Annotated in this window: 24 protein-coding genes and 1 pseudogene; 12 read left to right on the forward strand and 13 right to left on the reverse strand. The window is 65.7% G+C overall.

The genetic code is table 11. The annotated features are described in order from the left end of the window. Positions 1 to 91 precede the first annotated feature (91 nt). The gene (locus NO366_RS10440; RefSeq protein WP_256530734.1) at positions 92 to 1,060 is read right to left on the reverse strand and encodes a hypothetical protein; all 969 of its coding nucleotides are present in this window, start codon (positions 1,058 to 1,060) and stop codon (positions 92 to 94) included. Positions 1,061 to 1,180: 120 nt separating this feature from the next. On the opposite strand from NO366_RS10440, the gene NO366_RS10445 reads away from it, so the two are divergent. Next, positions 1,181 to 1,951, forward strand: a complete 771-nt coding sequence (locus NO366_RS10445; protein WP_256530735.1) for a hypothetical protein — start codon at positions 1,181 to 1,183, stop codon at positions 1,949 to 1,951. Positions 1,952 to 2,002: 51 nt separating this feature from the next. Here NO366_RS10445 and NO366_RS10450 read toward each other — a convergent pair whose 3' ends face one another. Then, on the reverse strand, positions 2,003 to 2,353 hold the full coding sequence (locus NO366_RS10450) for a VOC family protein (RefSeq protein ID WP_256530736.1): 351 nt from the start codon (positions 2,351 to 2,353) through the stop codon (positions 2,003 to 2,005). A gap of 158 nt (positions 2,354 to 2,511) precedes the next feature. Between NO366_RS10450 and NO366_RS10455 the strand changes: the two genes are divergently transcribed. Together NO366_RS10455 and NO366_RS10460 are read left to right on the forward strand one after the other, a co-directional pair. After that, positions 2,512 to 3,408, forward strand: coding sequence for an acyl-CoA thioester hydrolase/BAAT C-terminal domain-containing protein (locus NO366_RS10455; RefSeq protein ID WP_256530737.1), 897 nt, complete (start codon positions 2,512 to 2,514; stop codon positions 3,406 to 3,408). 124 nt (positions 3,409 to 3,532) lie between these two features. Next, positions 3,533 to 4,723, forward strand: coding sequence for a redox-regulated ATPase YchF (locus NO366_RS10460; RefSeq protein WP_256530738.1), 1,191 nt, complete (start codon positions 3,533 to 3,535; stop codon positions 4,721 to 4,723). Positions 4,724 to 4,787: 64 nt separating this feature from the next. Here NO366_RS10460 and NO366_RS10465 read toward each other — a convergent pair whose 3' ends face one another. Next, positions 4,788 to 5,180: a PIN domain-containing protein gene (locus NO366_RS10465; RefSeq protein ID WP_256530739.1), complete on the reverse strand. Its 393-nt coding sequence runs from the start codon at positions 5,178 to 5,180 to the stop codon at positions 4,788 to 4,790. Continuing rightward, positions 5,177 to 5,407: a hypothetical protein gene (locus tag NO366_RS10470; RefSeq protein ID WP_256530740.1), complete on the reverse strand. Its 231-nt coding sequence runs from the start codon at positions 5,405 to 5,407 to the stop codon at positions 5,177 to 5,179. Before NO366_RS10470 ends, NO366_RS10465 begins: the two co-directional genes overlap by 4 nt. Positions 5,408 to 5,630: 223 nt before the next feature. On the opposite strand from NO366_RS10470, the gene NO366_RS10475 reads away from it, so the two are divergent. The 3 genes from NO366_RS10475 (at position 5,631) to NO366_RS10485 (ending at position 7,840) form a co-directional block, all read left to right on the forward strand. Continuing rightward, positions 5,631 to 6,374, forward strand: a complete 744-nt coding sequence (locus NO366_RS10475) for an aspartate/glutamate racemase family protein (RefSeq protein WP_256530741.1) — start codon at positions 5,631 to 5,633, stop codon at positions 6,372 to 6,374. A 78-nt stretch (positions 6,375 to 6,452) separates the two neighbouring features. Continuing rightward, positions 6,453 to 7,295, forward strand: coding sequence for a heliorhodopsin HeR (gene heR, locus NO366_RS10480; RefSeq protein WP_256530742.1), 843 nt, complete (start codon positions 6,453 to 6,455; stop codon positions 7,293 to 7,295). Between the two features lie 80 nt (positions 7,296 to 7,375). Continuing rightward, a complete protein-coding gene (locus NO366_RS10485; protein ID WP_256530743.1) occupies positions 7,376 to 7,840 on the forward strand; it encodes a pyridoxamine 5'-phosphate oxidase family protein in 465 nt (154 codons plus the stop codon). 46 nt (positions 7,841 to 7,886) lie between these two features. Here the strand turns inward: NO366_RS10485 and NO366_RS10490 are convergent, their stop codons facing one another. Then, entirely contained in the window at positions 7,887 to 8,225 is a 339-nt protein-coding gene (locus NO366_RS10490; RefSeq protein WP_256530744.1) for a DUF7969 family protein, read from the reverse strand. Positions 8,226 to 8,452: 227 nt separating this feature from the next. Between NO366_RS10490 and NO366_RS10495 the strand changes: the two genes are divergently transcribed. Beyond that, positions 8,453 to 9,319 carry a bacteriorhodopsin gene (locus NO366_RS10495; protein ID WP_256534022.1) on the forward strand — a complete coding sequence of 289 codons (867 nt, stop codon included), beginning with the start codon at positions 8,453 to 8,455 and terminating at the stop codon, positions 9,317 to 9,319. A 107-nt stretch (positions 9,320 to 9,426) separates the two neighbouring features. Here NO366_RS10495 and NO366_RS10500 read toward each other — a convergent pair whose 3' ends face one another. From NO366_RS10500 to NO366_RS10515, 4 genes are read right to left on the reverse strand one after another with little or no spacing between them, the layout of a single operon-like run. Then, positions 9,427 to 9,705, reverse strand: coding sequence for a hypothetical protein (locus NO366_RS10500; RefSeq protein WP_256530745.1), 279 nt, complete (start codon positions 9,703 to 9,705; stop codon positions 9,427 to 9,429). Positions 9,706 to 9,763: 58 nt separating this feature from the next. Continuing rightward, the gene (locus tag NO366_RS10505; RefSeq protein WP_256530746.1) at positions 9,764 to 10,423 is read right to left on the reverse strand and encodes a hypothetical protein; all 660 of its coding nucleotides are present in this window, start codon (positions 10,421 to 10,423) and stop codon (positions 9,764 to 9,766) included. 57 nt (positions 10,424 to 10,480) lie between these two features. Next, entirely contained in the window at positions 10,481 to 11,359 is an 879-nt protein-coding gene (locus NO366_RS10510; protein ID WP_256530747.1) for an ABC transporter permease, read from the reverse strand. Next, entirely contained in the window at positions 11,356 to 12,420 is a 1,065-nt protein-coding gene (locus tag NO366_RS10515) for an ABC transporter ATP-binding protein (protein WP_256530748.1), read from the reverse strand. Before NO366_RS10515 ends, NO366_RS10510 begins: the two co-directional genes overlap by 4 nt. 337 nt (positions 12,421 to 12,757) lie before the next feature. On the opposite strand from NO366_RS10515, the pseudogene NO366_RS18650 reads away from it, so the two are divergent. The 5 genes and pseudogenes from NO366_RS18650 to NO366_RS10535 all read left to right on the forward strand — a co-directional run. Beyond that, positions 12,758 to 13,312, forward strand: a pseudogene (locus NO366_RS18650) (hypothetical protein); the annotation flags it as partial. 15 nt (positions 13,313 to 13,327) lie between these two features. Then, positions 13,328 to 13,966 (forward strand): FG-GAP repeat protein, encoded by a 639-nt coding sequence (locus NO366_RS10520; RefSeq protein ID WP_256530749.1) that lies wholly within the window; start codon positions 13,328 to 13,330, stop codon positions 13,964 to 13,966. A gap of 95 nt (positions 13,967 to 14,061) precedes the next feature. After that, positions 14,062 to 16,257, forward strand: coding sequence for an FAD-binding oxidoreductase (locus NO366_RS10525; RefSeq protein WP_256530750.1), 2,196 nt, complete (start codon positions 14,062 to 14,064; stop codon positions 16,255 to 16,257). A gap of 96 nt (positions 16,258 to 16,353) precedes the next feature. Next, entirely contained in the window at positions 16,354 to 17,394 is a 1,041-nt protein-coding gene (locus tag NO366_RS10530; protein ID WP_256530751.1) for a tail fiber domain-containing protein, read from the forward strand. Between the two features lie 15 nt (positions 17,395 to 17,409). Continuing rightward, entirely contained in the window at positions 17,410 to 18,576 is a 1,167-nt protein-coding gene (locus NO366_RS10535) for a Mur ligase family protein (RefSeq protein WP_256530752.1), read from the forward strand. A 258-nt stretch (positions 18,577 to 18,834) separates the two neighbouring features. Here NO366_RS10535 and NO366_RS10540 read toward each other — a convergent pair whose 3' ends face one another. The 4 genes from NO366_RS10540 to NO366_RS10555 are packed head-to-tail and all read right to left on the reverse strand — an operon-like array spanning position 18,835 to position 23,519. Continuing rightward, positions 18,835 to 20,028: an ABC transporter ATP-binding protein gene (locus NO366_RS10540; RefSeq protein WP_256530753.1), complete on the reverse strand. Its 1,194-nt coding sequence runs from the start codon at positions 20,026 to 20,028 to the stop codon at positions 18,835 to 18,837. 5 nt (positions 20,029 to 20,033) lie between these two features. Beyond that, the gene (locus NO366_RS10545) at positions 20,034 to 21,041 is read right to left on the reverse strand and encodes a carbohydrate ABC transporter permease (protein ID WP_256530754.1); all 1,008 of its coding nucleotides are present in this window, start codon (positions 21,039 to 21,041) and stop codon (positions 20,034 to 20,036) included. Beyond that, positions 21,041 to 22,081: a carbohydrate ABC transporter permease gene (locus tag NO366_RS10550; protein WP_256530755.1), complete on the reverse strand. Its 1,041-nt coding sequence runs from the start codon at positions 22,079 to 22,081 to the stop codon at positions 21,041 to 21,043. The genes NO366_RS10545 and NO366_RS10550 overlap by 1 nt, the downstream gene beginning before the upstream one ends. After that, positions 22,071 to 23,519: an extracellular solute-binding protein gene (locus tag NO366_RS10555; RefSeq protein WP_256530756.1), complete on the reverse strand. Its 1,449-nt coding sequence runs from the start codon at positions 23,517 to 23,519 to the stop codon at positions 22,071 to 22,073. The genes NO366_RS10550 and NO366_RS10555 overlap by 11 nt, the downstream gene beginning before the upstream one ends. Positions 23,520 to 23,906 lie beyond the last annotated feature (387 nt).

The following is a 23,906-nucleotide window of genomic DNA, read 5'->3' on the forward strand; positions in this document are numbered from 1 at the left end:
TGCACCTCGTTTCGTCTGCTTGGGGAGCCGCTAGAGGGTACGGCGACGGACCGAGACGCCGTCGAATCGCCATCGATCGCTCCATCCTCCGCTACTGACCGCCCGCTGTAGTCGTGTCAGAGCCCCCATCGCCCGAGAATCGGCCGCCGTCCCATCCCAGGAGGGCGGACCGCAGGAGGAATTCCAGGGCGGCGACGGCCACTGAGACGACGCCGAGCCCGCCGACGACGATGAAGTGAACCCCGCTATCGGGGGACGAAAACACCTCGGCGCGCAGCGCGATCGGCACGTACCACGCGTAGAGGAGCAGCGGTGCGAGGAGACCCCACTGGAGGAGGGCGCCGAGGGCAACCGCCGTCGCCAGCGCGGTGAATCCGCCGCCGAGCGCCGCGCCGAGACCACCCCAGTCGGTGCTCTGGACGAGCAACCCGACCGTCGCCGTTCCGACGAGCCCACTTCCGATGCTCACGAGGATGATGTCGGTAGAGCGGGGAAGCGGGAAGCGTGGTAACCGCTGGAGCCGAGCGTCGCCGAGTCCGTAGCCGCCTCTGACCGCGAACTCGGCGATGCCAGCGACGACGAGCAGCGAGAGCCAGACGTGCCACGAGCGAGCGTACGACAGCGCGTGAAACGACCCGTCGAGGATCCGGTGTCCGCCCAGCTCGCCGACCAGTTCGGGCTCTGGCGTGGTCACCTCGAGGCGGCCAACCGCGGACGCGAGGCCGATCAGGCCGACGCCAGGCGCGATCAGTCGCGTGTAGACCGAAAGCGCGAGCGGAACGAACCCGAGGACGAACGGTCCGATCAGGACGGCAGGACCGACTGCGTCTGGGACGACGGCGTCGTACTCGTAGCGGGTGAGCAGCGCGTAGACGAGGAGACTATTGGCAACCCCGCCGACCAGGCCGCAGGCGCTTGCGATCCGAGTCGGGCGATCGAGGTGCATGTACGGTTCGAGTAGTTGACGCGAACAGTAGTAAGTACGTGTCGATCGGTGGGACGGACACACCGAGTAGTTGTGGTACTCGTCGGGCGATGGGACGAGTTCGCCGTCGTTCACAGGGACTGTCCTGTGCCACGATCGATGCTGGTCACGAGTACGTAAGTGCCGACCCGGCCCGATGTAGCGGATACTTTCATCGTAGAAACAATTACTATCGTGGTCCCACGATTACACGTCATGCGACGACGAGCCGTCCTGGCGATGGCGGGAACGACCGCGATCGGTTCGACCGCGGGGTGTACGAGTGCGCTCGGAATCGGTGAGTGTACGCCCGGTGACGATCGAATCGCCGAGATCGATATGGACCTCTCCGGCTACACGGAGGCCGATCGGGTGACGGACGAGCGCTACCACGTCCGTGGGACCGTCGTCCGGCAGTCGTACTCGACCCGCGTGGTTATCGACGACGGAACCGGCTTCGCCAGTCTCAGCGTCGGCGACACGCAGTACGTCTTCGACGACGAGGAGATCGACGTCGGGGAGTGTCTGGAGGGGTCGGGTCCGCTCTCCATCCCGGAGACCGGCGAGCACGAGATTCCACACGTCGCTCTGGATCCGGATACGATCGACGGCGGCTCGTCGGAGAAAGACGCCGGACCGGTCCCCGAGGAACCATCTCAGTCCATCTCGTCGGACTACAGCGGCCTGGACGACGAACTCACGCTCACCGTCACCGGCGATCCGGAGATTCGGTCAGATCGGTTACTCGTCCGGTGGCGCGAACTCGATTCCGGGACGCCCTGGACGCAGGCGGTTCGCACCTGGTGGCACGAACTGACCGACGTCGACCCAGGGGAGACGATCCCGGACGGCAGCCAGTGCGTCCGCTCGATCGGTAACTTCGACTACAGTGCTCTCTGGGTCAGCGACGAACGTAACTGGTGCGAGCAACTCGACCAACTCGAGACCAGCGACGGCTGGTGGTCAGATCCGACCGAACGCGAGTGAGTCGGGGACCGGTTCGCGCAGCTCTCGCAGTTCACCTGGAGACCGACTCGTTCACACCGGCTCGGTCTCGTGTAAGAACGTCTGGAACTCGACGGTGCGTCCCTCCGGATCCTCGGCGAAGAACTGGTAGATCTCGTAGCGCTCGTTCTCGACGGGCTCCTCGCGCGCGACGTCGGCGAGTCGGTCGTAGAGCGCGTCGACACCCGCTTTCGAGTCGACGACGAACGTGATGGTCCCACCAGTGTCGGCCGAATCGCGATCGCAAAAACCGAACAGCATGGTGTCGTAGCGCAGGATCGTACAGTCGGGTTGTTCGAGCCAGCGCTCGGCACCGACGCGTTCGACGTAGAAGTCGACGACGGTTTCGAGCGATTCGGTGCCGAAGAAGACGATACCGGACATACCGCCAGCAATGGATCAGCGCGACTAACCGCTTTGGATGTTGCGTGCGAAGCGCAACGGGGTGCCGAGTGCGAGCGATACGAATTCCGATCCTGCGATCGACCGCCACGCTCGGCCTCGATCCGAGCCTTGAACACGCACCCTGAGCGAGAAGCCGTATGGACGAGACGTTCGTTCCCAGCGAAACGGTCCGGACGGATGGCGTCTGCGGGCGGCTCTTTCACGGGCTCGGCGACGGGCCGCACCCGGGCGTCCTGGTCCTTCACGGGGGCGGCGGGGCGCGCGGCTACGAAGGGACCTACGCAGCCATGCTCGCCGAGCACGGCTACACCGTCTGCTGCGTGGAGTACTTCGGAGCGCCCGGGACGCGCGACGCCCTGGTCGACGTTCCGCTGGAGGAGTTCCGCGACGCCGCCGACTGGCTGCTGGACCGACCGGACGTCGCCGGCGATCGGGTCGGCGTCGTCGGCTTCTCACGGGGCGGCGAGGCCTCGCTCGTCGTCGGCGCGCGGTTCGACGCGTTCGGGGCCGTGGTCGCGTACGTCCCCAGTTGCTTCCGCTGGCAGGGTCCGTCGTGGATGGCGGGCGTGGGACCGAACCAGCCGACGTGGACGCTCGACGGCGACCCCCTTCCGTACCTCCGCATCGAGAAACACGTCGCGACGGACGAGATAGACGACCCGCTCGGCAACGTGGGGCCGAATCCGCCCCGACTCGCCCTCGAACGAGCGAGCGCGGCCGAACGCGACGCGGCCGCGATCCCGGTCGAGCGAATCGAGGGACCGGTACTCCTGGTCTCGGGCGGACGAGACACGCTCTGGCCCTCGGCCGAGATGGCATCCCGTGCAGCCGCCCGACTCGCGAATCGCGACCATCCCTGGCGGGTCGAACACCTCGAGAATCCCGACGCCGGCCACGCGATCCGCGTCCCCTACCGGTTCGACGGCACGACGGATCCGACGGCGACCCACGAATTCGGCGGGACGAACGCGGCGAACGCGCGAGCCGCTACGCGTGCCTGGCAGCGCACGCTCTCGACGCTCGCCCGATTGTAGCGGTACCGAAGCCCGCGCGGTTTGCCTCGGGCGGGCGATGGACCGTCTCGTGTCCCCTGAGACCTCCTCACACGGGCGCACGCGCCTCGAAACCCGTTTAGGCGCCGACTCCCTCGATCCGCCAATGAGTTACCGGATCGGTCTGGTCGGCAAGCCCTCCGTGGGCAAGTCGACGCTGTTCAACGCCGCGACGATGAACGACGTGCCCGAAGGGGCCTACCCGTTCACGACGATCGACCCCAGTATCGGCAAGGCGTACGTGCGAACGCCCTGCGCTGCGCCGGAGTTCGACGAGTCCTGCCAGCCGTCGGTCGGCGTCTGCGAGGACGGCACCCGGTTCGTCCCGGTCAAACTGGTCGACGTCGCCGGGCTGGTTCCAGGAGCCCACGAGGGCCGCGGCCTCGGAAACCAGTTCCTCACCGACCTGAACGAGACGGACGTCCTGATCCACGTCGTCGACTTCTCCGGGACGACCGACAGCGAGGGCGAGGCGACCGAGGACCACGATCCGCGCGAAGACATCGAATTTCTGGAAGACGAACTCGACGCGTGGTACACCGGTATTCTGGAGAAGGGAGTCCAGCGGTACGCCGACAAACACGTCGATGACATCGACCCCGAGGCGGTCCTCGGCGAACAACTCTCGGCCTTCGGCATCTCGCCGGCCGAGATCAAGCAGACGATCCTCGCGATCGACCTGCCCGTCGCCCCGCTGGAGTGGGACGAAGCCGAGCGTGCGGCCCTCGCGACCGAGATCCGAAAGCGAACGAAGCCGATGACCATCGCGGCGAACAAGATGGACACCCCGGCCGCCCAGGACAACTGGGACGAGATCACGACCGACCCCGCCTACGACCACCTGGAATTCGTCCCCGTCTCCGCCCACGCCGAGAAGGCGCTGAAGAACGCGACGGAGCAGGGTGTACTCGAGTACACGCCCGGCGAGGCCGAGTTTACGATCACTGCAGCGGACCTCCCCGCCGAGCAGGAGGCCGGTCTCGAGCAGATCCGTGAGTTCGTCGACGCCTTCGACGGGATCGGCGTCCAGCAAGCGCTCGAAACCGCCATCTTCGACGTTCTCGACCTGAAGGCCGTCTTCCCTGGCACGGCCTCGGGCAACTGGACGAAGGGCCCCTTCCGCGACTGCTTCCTCCTGCCCGCGGACGCGACCGCCGAGGACTTCGCCTACCACCTCCACTCCGACATCGGCGACGGCTTCCTCCACGGGATCGACTGTCGCGACGACCGCCAGGTCGGCGCCGACACCGTGTTGGATCACCGCGACGTCGTAGAAATCATCTCGACGGCGCAGTAGGCAGTTGTGTACAGGAGACGCTCGTGTGCGGGATCGTCTCGGACAACTTTCAGACCGCCGTGTCTCAGTACCGCTCGACGTCGACACCCAGCCGCTCGAAATCTCGGACGTTCGCCGTACAGACCGGTTCCTCGTACTGGTCCGCCACGGCAGCCACCATAGGATCGACTTTGCCGAGGCCGCTTTCCCCACCGGCCTCGATGTCGGCAGTCGCCAGTAATTGCCCCGCCCGTCGGGCGATCTGTTCGTTTTGTTCGACGACGGGGTACATTCGGAGCGCGTTCTGCAGGTTGCGCCGTTCCGACTCGTCACCGAAACCAGCACCGTACGACAGTTCCATCACTACGGGTGATGGAACGCGCTGGATCGTTCCTGATTCCGAGAATTCGAGCCCCTTCTCGAAAGCGTCCTGGCACCCGTCGAACAGATCGATCAGAAACGAGGTGTCGAGAATCACTCGAATCGCTCCCGCATTTCGCGTTTCTCGGCGATGTCGGCCTCGCGTTTCGCATCCAGCTTCGATCGCATGGTCTCCGCCGTTTCGCTCGACAGGATCCCCGCGACCGCTTCAGGGTGTGGACCGCCGATGAGTCGACGAAGCGTGTCCTCCATCGTCTCCTCGTCGCGCTTGTGTGATGCGATGTACTCGTGAAATTCTTCGGAGATCCGCATCGACTTGCTCATTACTGTATACTCTGGTATACGTGCTATTCAATGCTCGGGACCGACGGGATCGGTACAGATGGGCAAAACCCGTCGAGTGCTCCCTACCGGGTGAAATTGACGCGGACGAAGTTCTATCCGTCCTTCAGGCAGTTCACTCGAGTATCCGCTGCGTATCCAATCGACAGACTGCTATCCGGTCGGAGATATATAGTATCTCGCGAGAAACGAACTGGAGAGAGCAATGAGTCTCGAGACAGGAGATTCCCACGACATCGCGACGGTGGGGATCCTCGGCGGCATGAGCAGCGAGTCGACGCGGGAGTACTACCGCCAAATCGACGAGGGAATCAACGACGAACTGGGCGGCCACAACGCGGGCGACCTCGTTATTCGTAGCATCAACTTCGCCGCAATCGAACGCTGCATCCGGACCGAGCGGTGGGACCGGGCTGGCGATATGCTCGTCGACGCCGCGATCGATCTCGAAGCCGCCGGGGCGGACTTCGTCGTCATGGCGACGAACACGATGCACCGCGTCGCGCCCCGACTGGTCGATGCCCTCTCGATACCGTTCGTCCACATCGTCGACGTCGCGGCCGAGGCGATCCGGGCCGACGGGCTCCAGACGGTCGGCGTGCTTGGGACCGCAGCCGTAATGGAGGGAGACTTCTACCGGGATCGGTTCGCCGACCACGGCATCGAGACGCTCGTTCCCGACGCAGACGACCGGGAGGCGGTCGACCGGATCATCTTCGAAGAGTTGACCCACGGCGAGGTGCTGGCCGACTCCAGGGAGCGCTATCTGGAGATCGTCGACCGACTGGTCGAGCGTGGGGCTGAGGGGGTCGTCCTTGGCTGCACCGAGATCGAGTTGCTCGTCTCGCAGGCCGATCGCCCCGACGTTCCCCTGTACGACACCACGGCCTTACACGTCGAGCGTGCGGTCGAACGCAGTCTCGGCGACGGGTCGGTGAACTCCCCGTAAGGAACACATACAGCCACCGTAGTTCCGGTACCGTCCCCCCACTATACGCCCGCGGGGCTCGTACAGTCTGGCGTCGAGATGTCCTCGTCTACAGCCTCGCCATCCGAATCGACGGACGCTTCGCCGGAATCGGAGTCGTCGACGCCGCTCCGGGCCCAGCCCCGGTACCGCCGTCTCCGGCGCTGGAACGCCGTGATGGCCGTCCTGCACTTCGTACAGGGCGCACTGATGGTCGTCTTTGCCGAATCGATCCAGTGGCCGATCACCCGGACCCGCTACGAGTTCGACGTCGCGACGGAGTCCCTCGCGCCGACGACGGTGCAGTTGGTCGAAGTCCCGCTCCCGCTGCTCGTCGCCGGCTTTCTCTTCCTCTCGGCGATCGCGCACACGATCGTCGCCACGGTTCGCTACGACGCGTACGTCCGCTACCTGGAACGAGGGACGAACCCCTACCGGTGGTACGAGTACGCGCTCAGCGCATCGCTGATGATCGTCGTCATCGGGATGCTCGCCGGTATCTGGGATCTAGGGACCCTGGTCGCCCTGTTCGGCCTCGTCGCCGTGATGAACCTCTGCGGGCTGGTGATGGAACGGCACAACGAACTGACCGACCGACCCGACTGGACGGCGTTCAACGTCGGTGTGGTTGCCGGCGCGGTCCCGTGGGTGGTCATCGCGATCGTCCTCGTCGGCTCCGTCGTCGCCGGCGACGGCGACGTTCCGGACTTCGTCATCTACATCTACGTCTCCATTTTCGTGTTCTTCAACCTCTTCGCCATCAACATGATCCTGCAGTACCGGGAGACATGGCGCTGGCGGCGATACCTCTTCGGCGAGCGGGTCTACATCCTCCTGAGTCTCGTCGCGAAGTCGGCGCTGGCCTGGCAGGTCTACGTCGGGACGCTGACCTCGCCGATCTGAGTCGCCGTGGCTGGCAGCGTCACGTCGCGGCTGGGACACCCGGGAGCGTTTTTTCTGCCTGCTCGGTGTCGGGAGGCCGCATGACCGAATTCCGCGGACCGTGGACAGCGGGCGATGTGGAGAACTTCCTGCAGGAGACGACGATCCCGATCCGGCTAGCCACCACCCGGCCGGACGACTCGCTGTGGGTCGTCACGTTGTGGTATCGCTACCGCGACGGCGCGTTCGAGTGTGCGACGCAAGCCGACGCGGACGTCGTGGGCTTTCTGCGCAATGAGCCGTCGGTGGCCGTCGACGTCTCGACGAATCGGGTTCCGTACCGCGGAATCAGAGGCAACGGAACCGCGACCATCTCGACGGACGGGGCGAGGGAGACGCTTCGTGACCTCGTGGTGCGCTATCTCGGTGACACCGACTCGTCGCTCGCGAAGCGATTGCTCGACGACGAGCGCGAAGAGGTCCGAATCCAGATCGAGCCGGCGACCGTCTACAGCTGGGACTACGGTGCGCGGATGCGCGACGTCTCGACCGCCGACGCGGACTGACGCCAAGGTGGGAGCGCGAAGTACCGTGTTCGGTAGTAAATCCGGGTTACAGGCTTTGGTCCGGCTCATCGGGCGAACTCGGTCGCCGCGGCCCGTCCGACGCGAGGGTGACCCGTTCGGATTCGGGAACGGGTTCGATTTCCCGCCCCGCCTCGAATCGGACGAAGTTCAGGTAATACGGCTCACCACAGCCCTCCCCGTCGGTCTGGCTCTCGCCGCAGACGATGCGCACGCCATCGGCCGGCTCGTAGTCCCCGTCGATATCGGCGTAGGACCATCCCTCAAGGGGAACCGGCGTCACGGATTTGTCCGCGAGCCGGCCGGCGCGCTGTAACGTGACGATCGTCTTGCAGCGGGGGCAATAGTACCGAACGGGAACACTCATATTCGTGATAGGGGCCGGGCGGTCTTGAACCCTTCTCGCGGTGCTGATCCGGCGCGCCCGTCGGAGGACCCCTAACTCCAGCAACGGCCCTCGATCGCGGCCTACTCTCGGCAGTCGTACGCCACGCGCTCACTAACGCACTCGCGACCGTCCCAGGTAATTGCCCGTTTCTCCAGTGGGACGGGGTTCGCCGTTTTATAGCGATGGTCGTGTACGTCCACCGTCACATGTTCCACTCGACGCTTTCGGCACAACCGGCCCCAGCCGCCGCCGTCGGCGCGACGACCCAACGGACGCTCTTCGAATACGTCCACGACGACGCCCTGCTGTCGCTATCGTTCGTCCTGAACATCGCTCTCGCGGGGCTGACGATTCTCGCGATCGTCTTCCTCGCTCGTGGCCTGTCAGATCCCCGGGCCAGGTTGATCACCGTCTCGGTCCTGCTCATCTCCGTCGTGTCGATTTCGAGCTACACGGGGCTAACGTCGGGACTGACGCTGAGCATCGTCGAGATGCCGCCCGGCCATCCGGCCGCCGGCCGGACGACGGCCGGCGAAGCCGGCGTGTTGATCATGTGGGGGCGCTATCTAACGTGGACGTTCTCAACCCCGTTCATTCTGATCGCGCTCGGGTTGATCGCGGGGTCGGACTGGACGAAGATTCTGACGTCGGTCGCGCTGACGATCGCCATGTGTCTCACCGGCCTCGCCGCTGCGCTTACGACCTCCGCGCTGTTCCTTCGCTGGTGGTGGTACGCGCTGAGTTCGACGTTCTTCCTGGTGATCGTCTACATCATTCTGGTCGAGTGGTCGGCAGAGGCCGACCTGACCGGCACCGCGGACATCTTCGATACGTTGAAACTCCTCACCGTCGTCGGCTGGTTCGGCTATCCGGTCCTGTGGGCGCTCGGCGTTGAAGGGTTCGCCGTCCTCGACGTCGTGGTCACCTCCTGGGGGTATAGCGCCCTCGACGTGATTACCAAATACGTCGTGACGATGCTGATCATGTTGTACCTGGCGGACGAACCGAGCGCGATCACTGGTGGTCCCGAATGGGGCCAGAGTACACGTGACAGCGTGGTGACCGACGACTGAGTGGGCGGGAACGACTCTGCGGTCGTCTCTCACCACCATGCCCCGTCGACGTTCGACACGGAATCGGGCCGTGGAGGCTCTGGCCCCGCCGGACGTCGGCCACAAGCTCACCCGCCAGGACGCCTGAACGTGTAGGTCACGCTTCCGGAGTCTATCGTGAGTGATCCCGCTTCGTGGTCCACGACGATGTTCACGTCGCCGTCGTACTCGAAGGTGTGAAGAGCCATTCCCGTACTGACGTGCCCACTCCGTTCCAGCGCCACGGACCCGGTTCCGAAACTAAGGTGAATCGAATCGTCGTCCGCGGTCACGTCTCCGGTCGCGCCGAACCGGCGGAGTTCCTCGACGAGCGGATCCCAGTCGCCTAGTTGCAACCGTCGAGCCATGCGTTCCGGTACGTCACGCAGGATCGAATAGCGACCGGGCCCGGTTCGGCCGGTCCGGCTAGCGTCTCCGGGACGGGCGTCGCGTCGTCCGGTTCGCCCGTCGCTCGGCGTCGGCTTCGATGCGCGAGAGCGCTCGTCGCATCAGGTAGCCGGCGAAGGGCCCGATGACGCGCCAGTAGCGTCGGAAGTTGCGCCGCGCGGACGCGCTCGTCGTCGCCGTGCGGGCTTCGTAGGAGAGCAGCGTCCGATGGTCACCGTAGGGCCGCACGGACAGGCCGATCGCCAGTTTCGCGTACCCCGGCTCGTCGAACCCCACGAACGCGTCCGCGTCGACGGCCTGCCACTGGATCGACGGTTGCCAGAAGGTCCCGACTGCGCCGAAGACGTACTCCTCGCCGGGCGATTCGGCGAGCAGCGTCCACTCGTCGGTCTCGGGCACGTCGGCGAACCGCATCCGCTCGGGTGGCGGCGTCCTGGAGCGACCCCGAAATCGGTCGGCTAGGACCTGTGGCGCGGCCCGCAGCGTCCCGAGGAGCCGGGCGACCGGTCCGAGGTCCAGCAGGTCCGCATCGAGCGTCGCGTCGTAGGTCGTCTCGGGATCGGCGTCGACGATCCGGTGTTCGACCTGGGTGGCGTCGAAGGCGGGCAGATACTCGTCCAGCAGCATCGTCGCATTCGAGTCGGGTCCCGAACCGTCTTCGAGGCGTTCTCGTCCCATCGGTCTCGGCCCACGTACGATCACGACCGGTATAGAATCCGACGGGCCCCAGACCCGTCATCTGACGTCGGAACTCGTCGCCCGCGAGAGCAGGTAGACCGCGATCCCGCCCAGGAAGACGGCGATGCCGACGAGCACCGCGACGGCGGGGAGGATCGTGTCGAGCGCGCCGCCGAACGCAGTGACGTCGAGGACGGTCATCACGTCCTCGTCGAGCATGATCGCGCGCGTCGCGTCGACGCCGTAGGTGACCGGGTTGAGGCGGGCGAAGGCCTGGATCCAGGTCGGTAACGTCGATAGCGGGAGGAACGCGCTGGAGAGGAACAACAGCGGGAACTGCAACAGGTTCGCGCCGATGATCGTCGACTCCTGATCCCGCGTCAGGACTGCGAGCGAGTTCGAGAACGCGACGAACCACAGCGAGAAGACGACCCCGACGGCGATGATCCCGACGGCACCCGCGATACCCGTCGTGATCTCCGCACCGAGGGCCACGCCCAGTCCGAGGATGATCGTGATCTGAACGGCGATGCGAACCACCTCGGCGGCGGTCTTGCCGACGAAGACGGCCGTCCGGTTCATCGGCGAGACGAGCACCTTCTCGAACATGCCGTTCTCGATGTCGTTGACCAGGCCAATCCCGGAGGTGACCGCCGACGCGAGGGCGACCTGGATCGCGATCGCCGGGACGAGGAACGTGGTGTAGGTGACGCCCGGAAGCCCCCGGCTGACGGCGTCGCCGGCGACGTTGCCGAACACCTCCGTGAACAGGACGAGGAAGATCACGGGCTGGGCCAGCGAGACGACGAGCACGAACGGGTTCCGGACGGCCTTGCGGTTCCAGCGCTTGAAGTTGACCCAGACGTCCCCCGCAAACGTGTTCGTCGTCCGCGGGGGCTCTCGAGCGTTCGTCGACTCCGCGGTCGGGGTGCTCATTGCGCGCCATCCCCGTCGCCCGCCGCGTCGGTGGCGACCCGTTCGCCGGTGATCGCGAGGAACACGTCGTCCAGCGTCGGCGCGCGGACGTTGAATCCGGTGACGGTCAGCCCCGCGTCCCGCAGCGCGACGAGCAGATCCGTCCCCAACTCGCGAGCCGTTTCCGCGGTGACGCTGATCCCCTCCTCGGTCGTCTCGACGCTCGCGTCGTCGAACGCGTCGAAGTCCCGGGCGATAGCCCCGGCGCGGCTGCGGGCGTCGGCGCCGCCCCCGACGTCGATGTCGAGCACGTCGCCGCCGACCGCCCGCTTCAGGTCCGCCGGCGATCCGTCGGCGACGATCTCGCCGTCCAGGATCACCGCCAGGCGCTCGCAGAGCTGGTCGGCCTCTTCTAAGTACTGCGTGGTCAGGAAGATCGTGGTCCCGCGCTCGTTGATCCGCTCGAAGTACTCCCACAGCCGATTCCGCGCCGACGGATCGAGGCCGGTCGTGGGTTCGTCGAGAAAGACCAGCGGCGGCCGGTGGACCAGCGCCGTCGCGGCGTCGAGGCGCTTTTTCATCCCGCCGGAAAATCCCTCGGAACGCTTGTCGGCGACCGATTCGAGGCCGACGAGTTCGAGCAACTCGGCCGTTCGCTCGTCGCGCTCGCCACGGGCCACGCCGTAGGCTTCGCACGCGAATCGCACGTTCTCCTCCGCGGTGAGCTCGGGATCGATGCTCGTCTCCTGGGCCATGTAGCCGATCGACTCGCGGATCTTCCGCGACTCCTCGCGGGCGTCGAACCCGTTCACGCGAACCTGCCCGGCGGTCGGCGAGAGCAGCGTCGCGAAGACTTTGATCGCCGTCGTCTTGCCCGCCCCGTTCGGGCCGAGGAATCCGAAGAACTCACCGCGGCCGACAGTCAGGTCGACGCCCCGTACCGCCTCCGTTCCGTCGCCGTAGGTCACTTCGAGGCCCTCGATATCGATCGCGGTTTGTTCGGGCTGTTCTGCCCTGTTTTCTGTTTGGTTGCGGGAGTGCCCGTTGGCGCTTTCCCTCGCCGCGCTCCGATCGTTCGACATACCGGCGATAGGTGAGCGAGACGGAAATACGAGGGCCCCTGCACCAGTCAGTCACTTGTACAGTCGACAACCCGGCCCCGTACGGCGCTGACAGCTGTCCCAACAGCCTTTCCAGATCGGTACATCGATCCCAAGCACTCGTGTCCCGGGCCGCGTCCTTGATCAGATCACGGCAGAATAGTACCAACTCGGAAATTTTCTCCGATACATACAAGTCAATCAGGTAGAAACCGTTGTGGCATGGTATATCAACACACAAGTGCCAGGGGGATGGTGCGGACGTGAGCGTTCGCCGACATGGCGACGTGGCCCGCAGGCCCCATCGGCCGACCGATCCATGATTGACGGGACGGCGGGTCGAAGAACGAATCGACGTGACCTCCTGAAACTACTGGGTGTGGCTCCCGTCTTCGGCTACGTCACGAGTGGTGACGTAACGGCCACCTCGCAGGCGGAACTGGACGTGCCTCACTCTCTGGCCGGAACGTCGGTCAATGTCGCACTGAGAGGCGATGTCGCTCTCGTGGGGTCGCCCGCATCGTGGACGGGCGACGGCACCGAGGTTGGGTCCGTGACAGTCCATGAACGCACGACAGGCTCGTGGGTGCACCGTGCATCCCTGACCCCGAAATCTGGCGGGACACACTTCGGATCGGCGATCGCCCTCGACGGGTCGACGGCCCTCGTCGGCGATCCACTACCGACGCGGGCTGGCACGACTCGTTCGGGGCGTGCCGCTGTGTTCAGGGTCCACGGGGGGTCCTGGAAGCGAACGACGACAATCACACGCCAGGCCGCAACGGGCGTCGACCAGTTCGGGGACGCAATCGCACTGGACGGGTCGACTGTCCTCGTGGGCGCACCGGCGGCCACAACCGACCAGGGGTTCAGATCGGGTGCAGCGTGCATGTTCTCGCAAACCAACGGGTCGTGGGTTCGACGACAGACGCTGCATCCGGACCCGGGTGCAGACCGGTTCGGGACAGCCGTCGCACTCGACGGTGAGACGGCCGCCGTCGGTGCTCGACGCCGCGGGGAGTCGTCCACAGTACCGGTCGGCGAGGTGACCCTGTTCGAGCGCAGCGGCGGGGATTGGTCTCGCCAGACCACGCTTCAGTCACCGGCGTCTGAGCCGAGTGACGAGTTCGGGACGACACTCGCCCTCGACGGCGACACGCTCCTCGTCGGCGCGCCTACGGAGTCGAACGACCGGGGAGACAATGCGGGCGCGGTCCACGTCTTCACTCGGACCCGTGGGCGATGGCGACACCGACAGACGCTGGTGGCACCCGAACCTGTGGCCGACGACCAGTTCGGCACGACGCTCGCGCTGGACGACGACGTTGCGATGGTGGGCCGGCGGGGACGAGCCAGTCCGGCCTTCCTCACCCGGACGGACGGCCGGTGGCACGAGCAAGGGACGCCGACGCCTGACGACCACAGGCGAAGCCGGACTGCGGTCGCACTCGACGGTACTCGCGCGCTCGTCGGTGTCGCTGGCAGTCCGGATTCGGCGAGCGGAGTAGTGACGGTGTTCGACGCATGAGTCGTACAGAGCGAGCGATACGGCCAGCGGTCGAGGCAGCAGCTCACCGACCGACGACCGACACCTCTCTCTACGGGACGGTGAGGTGATCGAGCGTGGGAATCTCATTCCGAGACATTACCCCAGGTAGTGGCTCCGTCTCCATGCGGGACAGCGCAACGGCGTACAACCTGCCCGGCGTGCCCGTTACGTTCCGGGAACTGATCACGCCGCAGTATCAGTCCCACGCCGAGGATCGGAGGCAGGCCTGGACGAACTGGGTCGGTGATCACGCTGACTACGACGGCAACCGGATCAGACACACCCCGACGACCAAAGAGGAGGTCGTCGGTGCGGTGGTGAGTATGGCCGAGGACGGCGGCGAAATCCGTGCCGTCGGATCCGGACACTCCCACTCGAACGCCCCGGCACCGAAGTATCACTTTATCGACCTCAACCCGGGGTTCAATTCGGGGGACGTCGAATTCACGACGCCGAAGGGACTCAACGACGTCCTCGATCACGGCGGATGGCTGCGCGACGACCTGGATCGATCCGAGCGACGCCACCTCAAGCGGGTCGAGGCAGGTATCCTCTTGCGTCGGCTCAACCGGTACGTCCTGCACGAGAACGGCCTGGGGTTGAAGAACATGGGCTCGTTCGACGGCCAGACTCTCGCTGGCGCAGTCAACACCTCCACGCACGGGACCGGCATCGATCTCAAGGCCGTTTCTGACGCTGTTCGCTCCGTCGAAATCGCGGTCGTCCCCGAGTCGGCAAGCGGTGATCCAGTCGTCCGTCTGTACCGGATCGAACCGGACGAGGAGGACGCGATCACGGACCGGGAGAAGTTCGAGGCGGACACCGGCGATCATCGGATGGAACTCATCCAGAACGACGACATCTTCCACTCGGTGGTGGTCGGATACGGCTGTATGGGCGTCGTGTACGGCTATACGCTAGAGGTTCGGGACGACTACTGGCTCCGCGAGGAGTCGGACCTCGTCGACTGGAGCACGCTGAAAGACCAGTTGGGACGGACTGCGTCGAGCGTCGAGCAGTTCGCCGGGCAGAGCCGACACACGCAGATCCTGTTAAATACGGCTGCGGTCCAGTCAGAGCCGAAGAATACGATCGACTACCACGAGGTCGATCAAGACCCGCTCTGTCTGGTGCGTCGACACGGCTACCTCGGCCAACCAGGGTACATCCCGCCAACCACTCACGACGGTCGGTGGCCGCCGGAACGGAAGGGGACGGGCGGGCAGGACGCCCTCAGAAGTCTCCTGAACAAGCCCCACCCGCTCAAGCCGAACAGGGACCGGGCGATGCAGGTCCACCGACGGTTCTTCCATCCCGAAGCCGAGAAGAAACCGTTCGTGGGCGACCGTACGGATTCAGCGTGGTACGTGGCGCTCCGGCGACTCCCCGACGAGGGCGACGGCGGGAACGAGTACTACGAGCCGGAAGCACCCCTCCCGACGCCCACGACGGAAGTGGCCGTCCCGCTCGAGAATCTGGTCGACGCGGTCGATGCGGTCCTCGAGAAAGTCGTCGAGATCGAACAGGAGCGACCGATCCCCGGCAAGAACGCCGACGGTGAAGGCCTGAACGTCTACTTCCCGGTCCCGATCGGGATCCGGTTCACCGCGGGGACCGACCACTTCCTCTCGCCGGAGTTCGACCGGAAGTCGGCGATGATCGAACTGCCGATGCCTGTCAACGACGGCAAGACGAAAGCGGCACTCTCGCCGAATATTCCGTCACTGACCAAGGAGGAACTGCGAGAGTACGTCGTGGAACCAGCGCTCAACCAGATAGAACGACTCCTCGTCACCGAGTTCGACGGCCGCCCGCACATGGGCAAACACAACGCGATGCGATCCAGTGAGCTCGACACGAAGTACCCCTACTTCGACGCGTCGGGGACGACGGGACCAGACGAACCCGATCTCGGCTGGTACCAGCTGTACGAACACTTCAACGCGTTCGGAACGTTCGACAACAAGTTCACCGACCAACTCAACCTCGATGGCTTCACCCCCGACGAACCGACCCCGCGGGATCCAATCGGGGCGTACAATCCGCCCAAGCCGGCCGGTCCGCCCGAAAACAGTGGTGGGTCGGAAAGCGGGGACGCGTCTGCCGGGGACGGAACCCCCGGATTCGGGGCGCTGGCCGGCGCTGCGGGAGTCGGAGCGGCGGCGTGGTGGCTCAACGAGCGAGCGACCGGCGGTGCGGGACCGAGTGACGAACGAGACGAGACGGACGACGAACAGCACGCGATGGTCGATCCGGAGGAGCGCGAATGATCCGCTCACTCGCGTGCCCGAACCAGCGCGAACCGAACCGGCCGGCCTGCCGGACGAGCGCTCGACCGATCGGTGCGACTACGACGATACATACCCATGCCAGACGCTGACATCATCCTCGAGAAAGACTGGACGAACGTGATCAGAGATCTCCGACTGGGGACCGAAGACGGTGCGTTAGCCGACCTCAGAATGTACAATCAGGACGGCGACGACGTTATTCACCTATCGGCGGTGCAACGCCCCGGGTTCGACGCGAGCATCACCGCAGTGGGCGAGGCTGGGTTGTTGACTCTCGGCGGCGCGGGCACGGCCGGCGTGTTGCGGTTCCTCGATCCGGACGGAGACGAAGCGATCGAAATACACGCGGGGCCCAAGATCAGCCTCTCGTCGGACCAGGGGAACACCACGCTTTCCGGGAAGTTGGTCAGCACGAACCTGATTACTGCCGATCGGGTGTCCTCGGGAGAGATGGCGGCGACGAGGGGTCGAATCCGGGACCTCGATGTCGGTGGCGAAGACGGGTCCGAGGACCCACAGCCCGGCACGGTGACAGTACACGACGATCAAAATGAAGTGACGGTTGAGGTAGACGGCCAGACTGGGTCGATTCGACACCAGGGCAACATCTCGGCGCTGTCGGACGCCCGCGTCAAGCACGGGGTCGAACCGCTCGATGGAGCACTCGAGACAGTCACGCAACTACGAGGCGTCCGCTACGAGTGGGACGACGACATCGACGCGGACCTGTCACTCGACGACGACAGTCACGTGGGCTTTCTCGCACAGGACGTCGAACGGGTGTTCCCCGAAGCGGTCGACGAGGACGGCAAGGGTTGGATGGGAACCGTGGACGACGCCTTCACACCGATTCTCGTTGAGGCGATCAAAGAGCAGCAAGCGATGCTCGCCGAGCAGTCAGAAACGATCGCGGCCCAGGCCGAGACGATCGAATCACACGAAGAAACCATCGAATCGCACGCCGAAACCGTCGATGCACAGGCGGAGAGGGTCGAAGCGCAACGAGAGACGCTTGCGGCGCAGTCCCGGACGCTCGACGCTCAGGCGGATCGGATCGAGACGCTCGAATCCCGGCTCGAAGCGCTCGAGCGGGCGGTCGAGACGGATGCGTCGTAAATCGATCGTGTACCGATGAGGTGCATCGCCGTCACCGGCACGAACGGGAAAACGACGACGACAACGTTCTGCCGTCAGTTGCTCACCCGCGACGACCATCGGGCCGCGAGTTTCGGCAGTCTCGGCCTCGTTCGGCCGTCGGGCCGCCAGGCAGATCCATCCGTCGCGGTCGGCCCACGGGCGCTTTCAGATTTTCTGACACGCCTCACCGCGGAGGGCATGGACACCGTGGCGCTGGAGGCCCACAGCAGGGCACTCTCCGGCGTGACGTACGACCACGTCGACGTGGACGTGGCCGTCTTCACGAATCTCGCTCGCGATCACCTCGACGTTCACGATGATATGGCGACGTACTTCGAGGCGAAACGCTCACTGTTTACCGAGTCCCTCGTCGACGACGGTACTGCCGTCATCAACGTCGACGACGATCGGGCACCGCAACTCCTCGACTGTTGTCGGGACCGTGGCGTCGACGTGATGACCTACGGGCGGGACGCCGATGCCGATGTCTCGATTCGCGGGACAGCCCCTTCGTCGAGGGGTGTCACCGTAGACCTATCGGTCGACGGGCAACAGTGCTCCGTCGCGCTTGACGTGGTGGGGGACGTCATGGTCGAGAACGCGTGTGCTGCGGTCGCAGCCGTACGCGCGACCGGCCGGGAGGTCACGGAGATACTCGACGACCTCGGCGACCTGCAGCCACCACCTGGCCGCCTCGAGCGCGTCGGGATGCATCGGGGCGTCGAACTGTTCGTCGACTACGCCCACACGCCCGCCGCGCTCCGGGCCGTTCTCGAGAGCTTCGAGGCGCGATCGACGGGTGATCTCGTCGTCGTCTTCGGGTGTGGTGGGAACCGTGACAGGGGCAAACGGCGTGAGATGGGCGCAGTCGCGGCCGAGTGTGCTGACCGCGCGGTCGTGACCGACGACAATCCGCGGTCGGAGGATCCCGCGACGATACGACAAGCAATTCTCACCGGCTGTCCGGACGCTCGGGAGTGTGGCTCGCGCAAGCGAGCGATCGAACTGGCCGTCTCGGCGGCGACGGCGGGAGATATCATCGTCGTCGCTGGGAAGGGCCACGAGCGCCAGCAGGTCTGCGGAACCGAGACCGTGGCGTTCTCGGACCACGACGTGCTTCGGGAGGTGATGGAGTCGCGTCCTGACCGAGTAGGAGAGTAAATTCACGGATAGCGAGCGACTGGGGTGGCTCATCATCCGGGTACAGACAACCGCTCACTCGCGACCGACTCTGCACGGAACCCCCACAGATTTGACAATCCCTGGGCCCAGGGACTGTCCTGCCACCACGCCCCCGTCTCGGTTGCTCTGTCGTGTGCAGAACCCGGAACTGCCCGCGGCGGGCGCCGGCGCTCGACCCTGATCGATCGTTCGACAGGTAGTAGAAAGGGTGAGGAGACGGTGCTGTGACAGCCCCCGTCAGCTGTCAGCCTGCGTTCCCGCCCGGCCCGTATCGCCGCCCCCCGAATCGAACTCGGTGAGGCCGTGGACAAGCGCGTCGCCGGACGCGGCGTCGAACAGGTGGATCTGTGACCGGTCGAGCACTACGTCGACCGACTGGTCCGCCGCCAGTTCGGTGTCGGGGGTGACGCTCATCAGCAACTGATCCGGCGAGGACGTGGCGTCCCCGGCCATGGTCCCCGTGACGTCCTCGGCGAGCAGGAGGTAGACGAAGATCTCGTCGCCCATCGGCTCGATCACGTCGGTCCGGGCGTCGATCCCGTCGGTCGGGTCGGCCAGCGCGTCGGCCTCGCCCGACAGGTGGACGTCTTCCGGGCGAACGCCCATCGTGACGGTGTCGCCCACACTCACTCCGGGAATCGTCTCGGGATCGAAGCGGACGTCGAAGTTCTTCGTCTCGAGTCCGTCGGCGACGACCGTCCCCTCGACGAAGTTCATCGAGGGCGAGCCGATGAAGCCCGCGACGAACAGGTTCGTCGGCTCGTTGTAGCAGGTGAGTGGCGCGGCGATCTGCTGGAGTTTGCCCTCGTTCAGTACCGCGATCCGGTTCGACATCGTCATCGCCTCGGCCTGGTCGTGCGTGACGTAGATGATCGTCGCGTCGAGCTCGCGGTGGAGCCGCTGGAGTTCCGTTCGCATGTGGACCCGGAGTTTCGCGTCGAGATTGGCCAGCGGCTCGTCCATCAGGAAGACATCCGGGTTGCGCACGAGCGCCCGGGCGATGGCCACCCGCTGGCGCTGGCCACCCGAGAGTTCGTCCGGCATCCGCTCTAGCATCCCCTCGAGTTCGACGATCTCTGCGGCCCGCTCGACGCGGCGGTCGATCTCCTCGTCGTCGTACTTTCTGAGCCGGAGGCCGAAGGAGATGTTCTCGAAGACGTTCATGTGCGGGAACAGGGCGATGTTCTGAAAGACCATCGCGACGCCACGGTCTTTGGGTGCGAGGGTCGTCACCTCGCGGTCGCCGATGTAGACGCTGCCCTCGGTCGGCTGGGTCAGTCCGGCGACCGTCTCCATCGTCGTCGACTTGCCACAGCCCGACGGCCCGACGAACGTGACGAATTCGCCGTCCTCGACCGCCAGGCTGACGTCGTCGACGGCGGTGACGTCCTCGTAGCGTTTCGTGACGTTCTCGAGTCGTACGCGTGCCATGTTGATTACTCCTTGAGTGCACCGGCGGTGAGTCCGCTGACGATCTTCTCCTGAGCGACGATCACGAGGATCGCGACGGGGATCACCCCGATGATGCTCGCGGCCGCCATCAGGTGGTACAGTACCTGGTACTGGCCCTGGTAGGCGAGGATCCCGTCGAGGATCGGCGCCCAGTTCTCGGGCTGGCCGTCCGTCATCAGGAACGAGAAGAAGAACTCGTTGTAGACGGCGATGAACGTCAATACACCCGCAGTCGCGACGCCGGGCGCCGACAGTGGGATGATGACCCGGAACAGCGCGCCGAGCCGGGTCGTCCCCTCGACGCGGGCGGCGTCCTCCAGCCCGTCGGGGATCTGCGCGTAGAAGGTCGTGAGGATGAAGATCGCGAGCGGCATGAAGATCGCCGACAGCGGCGTCACGAGGGCGAAGGGCGTGTTGTAGAGCGTGCCGTCGCCCGTGATCGGCTCCAGGATCGCGAAGTGCGTGTTGAAGAGGTCGTTCAGCGGGATGAAAAAGGCGGCCGGCGGGAAGAACGAGATGACCAGGACGAGCAACAGCAGGGGCGTCCGCCCGGGGAACTCGAGGCGGCCGAAGGCGTAGCCCGCGAGACTCGCGACCACGAGGACGACGGCCGTCGACCCGAGCGCGATCACGAAGCTGTTGAACATGTAGACGTGAAACGGGATGACCTCGAATACCTCGACGAACGCACCCGGATCGAACCCGTTCGGCGTAAAGACGATGTTCTGGAGCCGTCCTTCGGGTGTCAGCGCGACCATCAACAGCCAGTAGAACGGGAAGAGCGTCGTGACCAGGAAGAAGATCGCCGCGACGTAGAACAGCGCCCGGTAGACGCGCTCCGGATTCTTGATCGCGTCGGCGGCCCACCGCTGGAACGGGCCCCGATCGAGGTCCGCGTCGCGGTCGTCCTCGAATATCGCGCCCCCGTCGGGGTCTGGAGAGCCCGATCCGCGATCGTTCGCCGGGTCGGTGGGGTCGTTCGGATCGGACATCAGTACAGATCACCGCCGGTGTCGCGGAACAGGAGGACGTAGCCGCCGATTATCAGACCGATCACGAGCGCCGTCGAGAAGGCGACGGCGGCGGCCGTCGCGTAGATGCGCGTGCCGCCGAACATCGCCTCCACCACGAGACAGGACAGTGACGGCACCGTCGAACAGCCGGCGGTCGACTCGATCAGGCCGAAGACGCGCATCGCGTCCATCGTCCGGAACAGCATCGCGACCAGCAGCGCCGGCATCACGAGCGGGAGCGTGATGAGCTTGAACCGCTGCCAGGGCGAGGCGCCCGCGACGCGGGCGACGTCGTAGAGGCTCCGGTCGACGCTCTGGAGGCCCGCCAGGATCAGCAGCGCCATGAACGCCGAGGACTTCCAGATGTCGGCGATGAGGATGATGACGAACGCGTCCTGGCTGTTGGCGAGTGGCGCCGAGCTGAAGAGCCCGAGGCTCTGCATGAGGTCGGAGCCGAACCCGACCGTCGGCTGGAACAGCAGGTAGAAGATCATCCCCTGGATGACGATCGGCACCGCCCACGGGAGGATGATCGCGACGCGGACCCATCGCCGGCCCCGGAAGTCCTGATCGAGGACGTAGGCCTGGCCGAACCCGATCACCGTCTCGAAGAGGACGCTGACGAGCGCGAAGGCGAGCGTGACGAACAGCGCCTGCTGGAAGAACGGAGTGCCGAGTTCGAGGAAGGGAACCGACGAGGAGAACGAGACGTCGAGGAACTGCCGAGCCAGCCGCGCGTTCCCGGTGAGGATGTCGACGTAGTTCTCCGCGGCGACGAACTCGCCGAGGGGCTCCATTCCCCGCGTCTCGTTCTCGCGCAGGGAGATGACGAACGTTCGAAGCAGCGGGTAGAACGCGATCAGCGATAGCAGGGCGAACGCCGGGAGCAAGAGCAGGTAGGCGTACGCCGCTTCGCTCAGGTTCTCCATCCAGTTGACGACGGCGTTGCCGGTCCGTTGTCTCCCTTCCGTCTCGGTGCTCCGTTCGGAGACGATGTCCTCGTCGGTCTCAGCTGCCATCCACTTCCACCTCCGCTTCGCTCTGTTCGAGTTCCTCCGCGAGATCGTTCATCGCCGCCTGGGGTGCGCTCGCGCCACGATAGGCCGCGTTGACCGCCTGGTAGATCAGCGCCGACTGCTCGGGCCAGAGGTCCGTCGCCGGCCGCGGGACCGCGTTCTCGCTCGCGACCTGGACCGCGTCGGCGTAGCGGGCGACGGGCCCGACGTCCTCGGGGTCGGCCTCGGCCACCAGGTCGAGGTTCGGCGGGAGGAAGCCGCCGAGTTCGAACACGGTCAGCATGACCTCCTCGGTGGCGAAGGCTTCGAGGACCTGGAGCGCCTCCTCGCGCCGTTCGGTGAACGGGCTCACGGCGAGGTTCCAGCCGCCCAGGGCCGCGGCGGTACCACCGACGCCCTCGTACGCCGCCTCCCCGGGAGACACCGCGTACGGCCGCGTCATGACACCGAGGTCCTCGCCGAAGGCCTCCTCCGTGCCGGTGGCGGCGATGGCGAACGACCAGTTCCGGTTCGCGACCGCCTCGCCGGCGGCGAACGGGTCGAGCGACTCCTGCTCCGTCCACTGGACGATCGCCGACGGACAGATCTGCGGGTAGCCGTCGAGGGTGTTCTCGGTCTCCCCCGCGATGAACGACCGCATCATCCGGATCGCGTCGACGACCCGCTCGTCGTCGACGGTGATCGGCCGGTCGCCGGCGGCGAACAGGGTGTCCGTCCCGCCGTAGTACGCGCCGCCCCAGGTCGTCATCACCTCGTTGAACGTACAGCAGGACAGTCCCTCGTAGGCGGCCGCCTGCGTCGTGAAGCCGTAGTCGAGGTCGGCCCCGTCCCGCGCGTCGCGGACAGCGGTCGCGAACGTCTCCCAGGTCGGCGGTTCGGTCTCCCAGCCGCTCGTGTCCTGGCCCGCGTCCTCGATCAGGTCCCGGCGGTACAACGTGAACCCGAGGTCCGGGAACAGGGGTAGCGCGTGGAGGTCGCCGGTCTCGGGGTGGCGTGCGGTCTCCAGGATCGCGTCGAGGTACGTATCGTCCACCCGCTCTACGACGTCGGACGGGAACGCCTCGGTTAGATTGACCGTCTGGTCGCGGAGGATGAACGGGACGGTCCATCCGCTGTCCATCATGTGGATGTCGGGCGGGACGCGGCCCGCTTCGAGCGCCGATTGCGTGGTCTGCATCCGCGAGGCGGAGTCGCTGACGACCGTCTGGATCTCGACGCTGATGTCCTCGTCCAGGCCGGCGTCCCAGAGGGCCTGCTGAACCGATGGCCCGTCCCCGTCAGCGTACATGATCCCCTCGACGTCGGTCGCGGCGGTCATCACGATGGTGTTCGGTTCCCTTGCCTGCCCGAGGCAGCCGGCTAGGGCGAGCGCTCCGACCGACGCCGTCACGGCCGACGATGTGGCCAGGAGCGCTCTCCGCGACGGACCGGTTCGGCCCATGTCCTGTCCCCTGACGACGGCCACCCTCTTAGTTCGTTTCGGGTGTAGGCGTAATCTATCGTGACCGTAGGCGCCGGTTTCTACGGTGTGGGTCGGGTCTCTGTCCGGTAGGTATCCGTCGATCGAAGCAGGGGCCAACGGCGACCGCCACTGTGTCTACCCCGACCGGGACTGTATCAGCGACCGGCACTGTATCTGCCACCGACCGGGACTGTATCAGCGATCGGCATTGGGTCTACCTCGACCGGGACTGTATCCGCGACCGCCACTGTGTCTGCCCCCGACCGGGACCGTGACCGCCATCGTCGGGGGAGCGCCAACACGGCCTCACCGTCGACGGTCTGCGGACCGACCGGGCCGGTCACCGGGTACGCGCCACCGGTCGTG

It is taken from the genome of Halovivax cerinus, assembly GCF_024498195.1.
Classification (GTDB): Archaea; Halobacteriota; Halobacteria; order Halobacteriales; family Natrialbaceae; genus Halovivax; species Halovivax cerinus.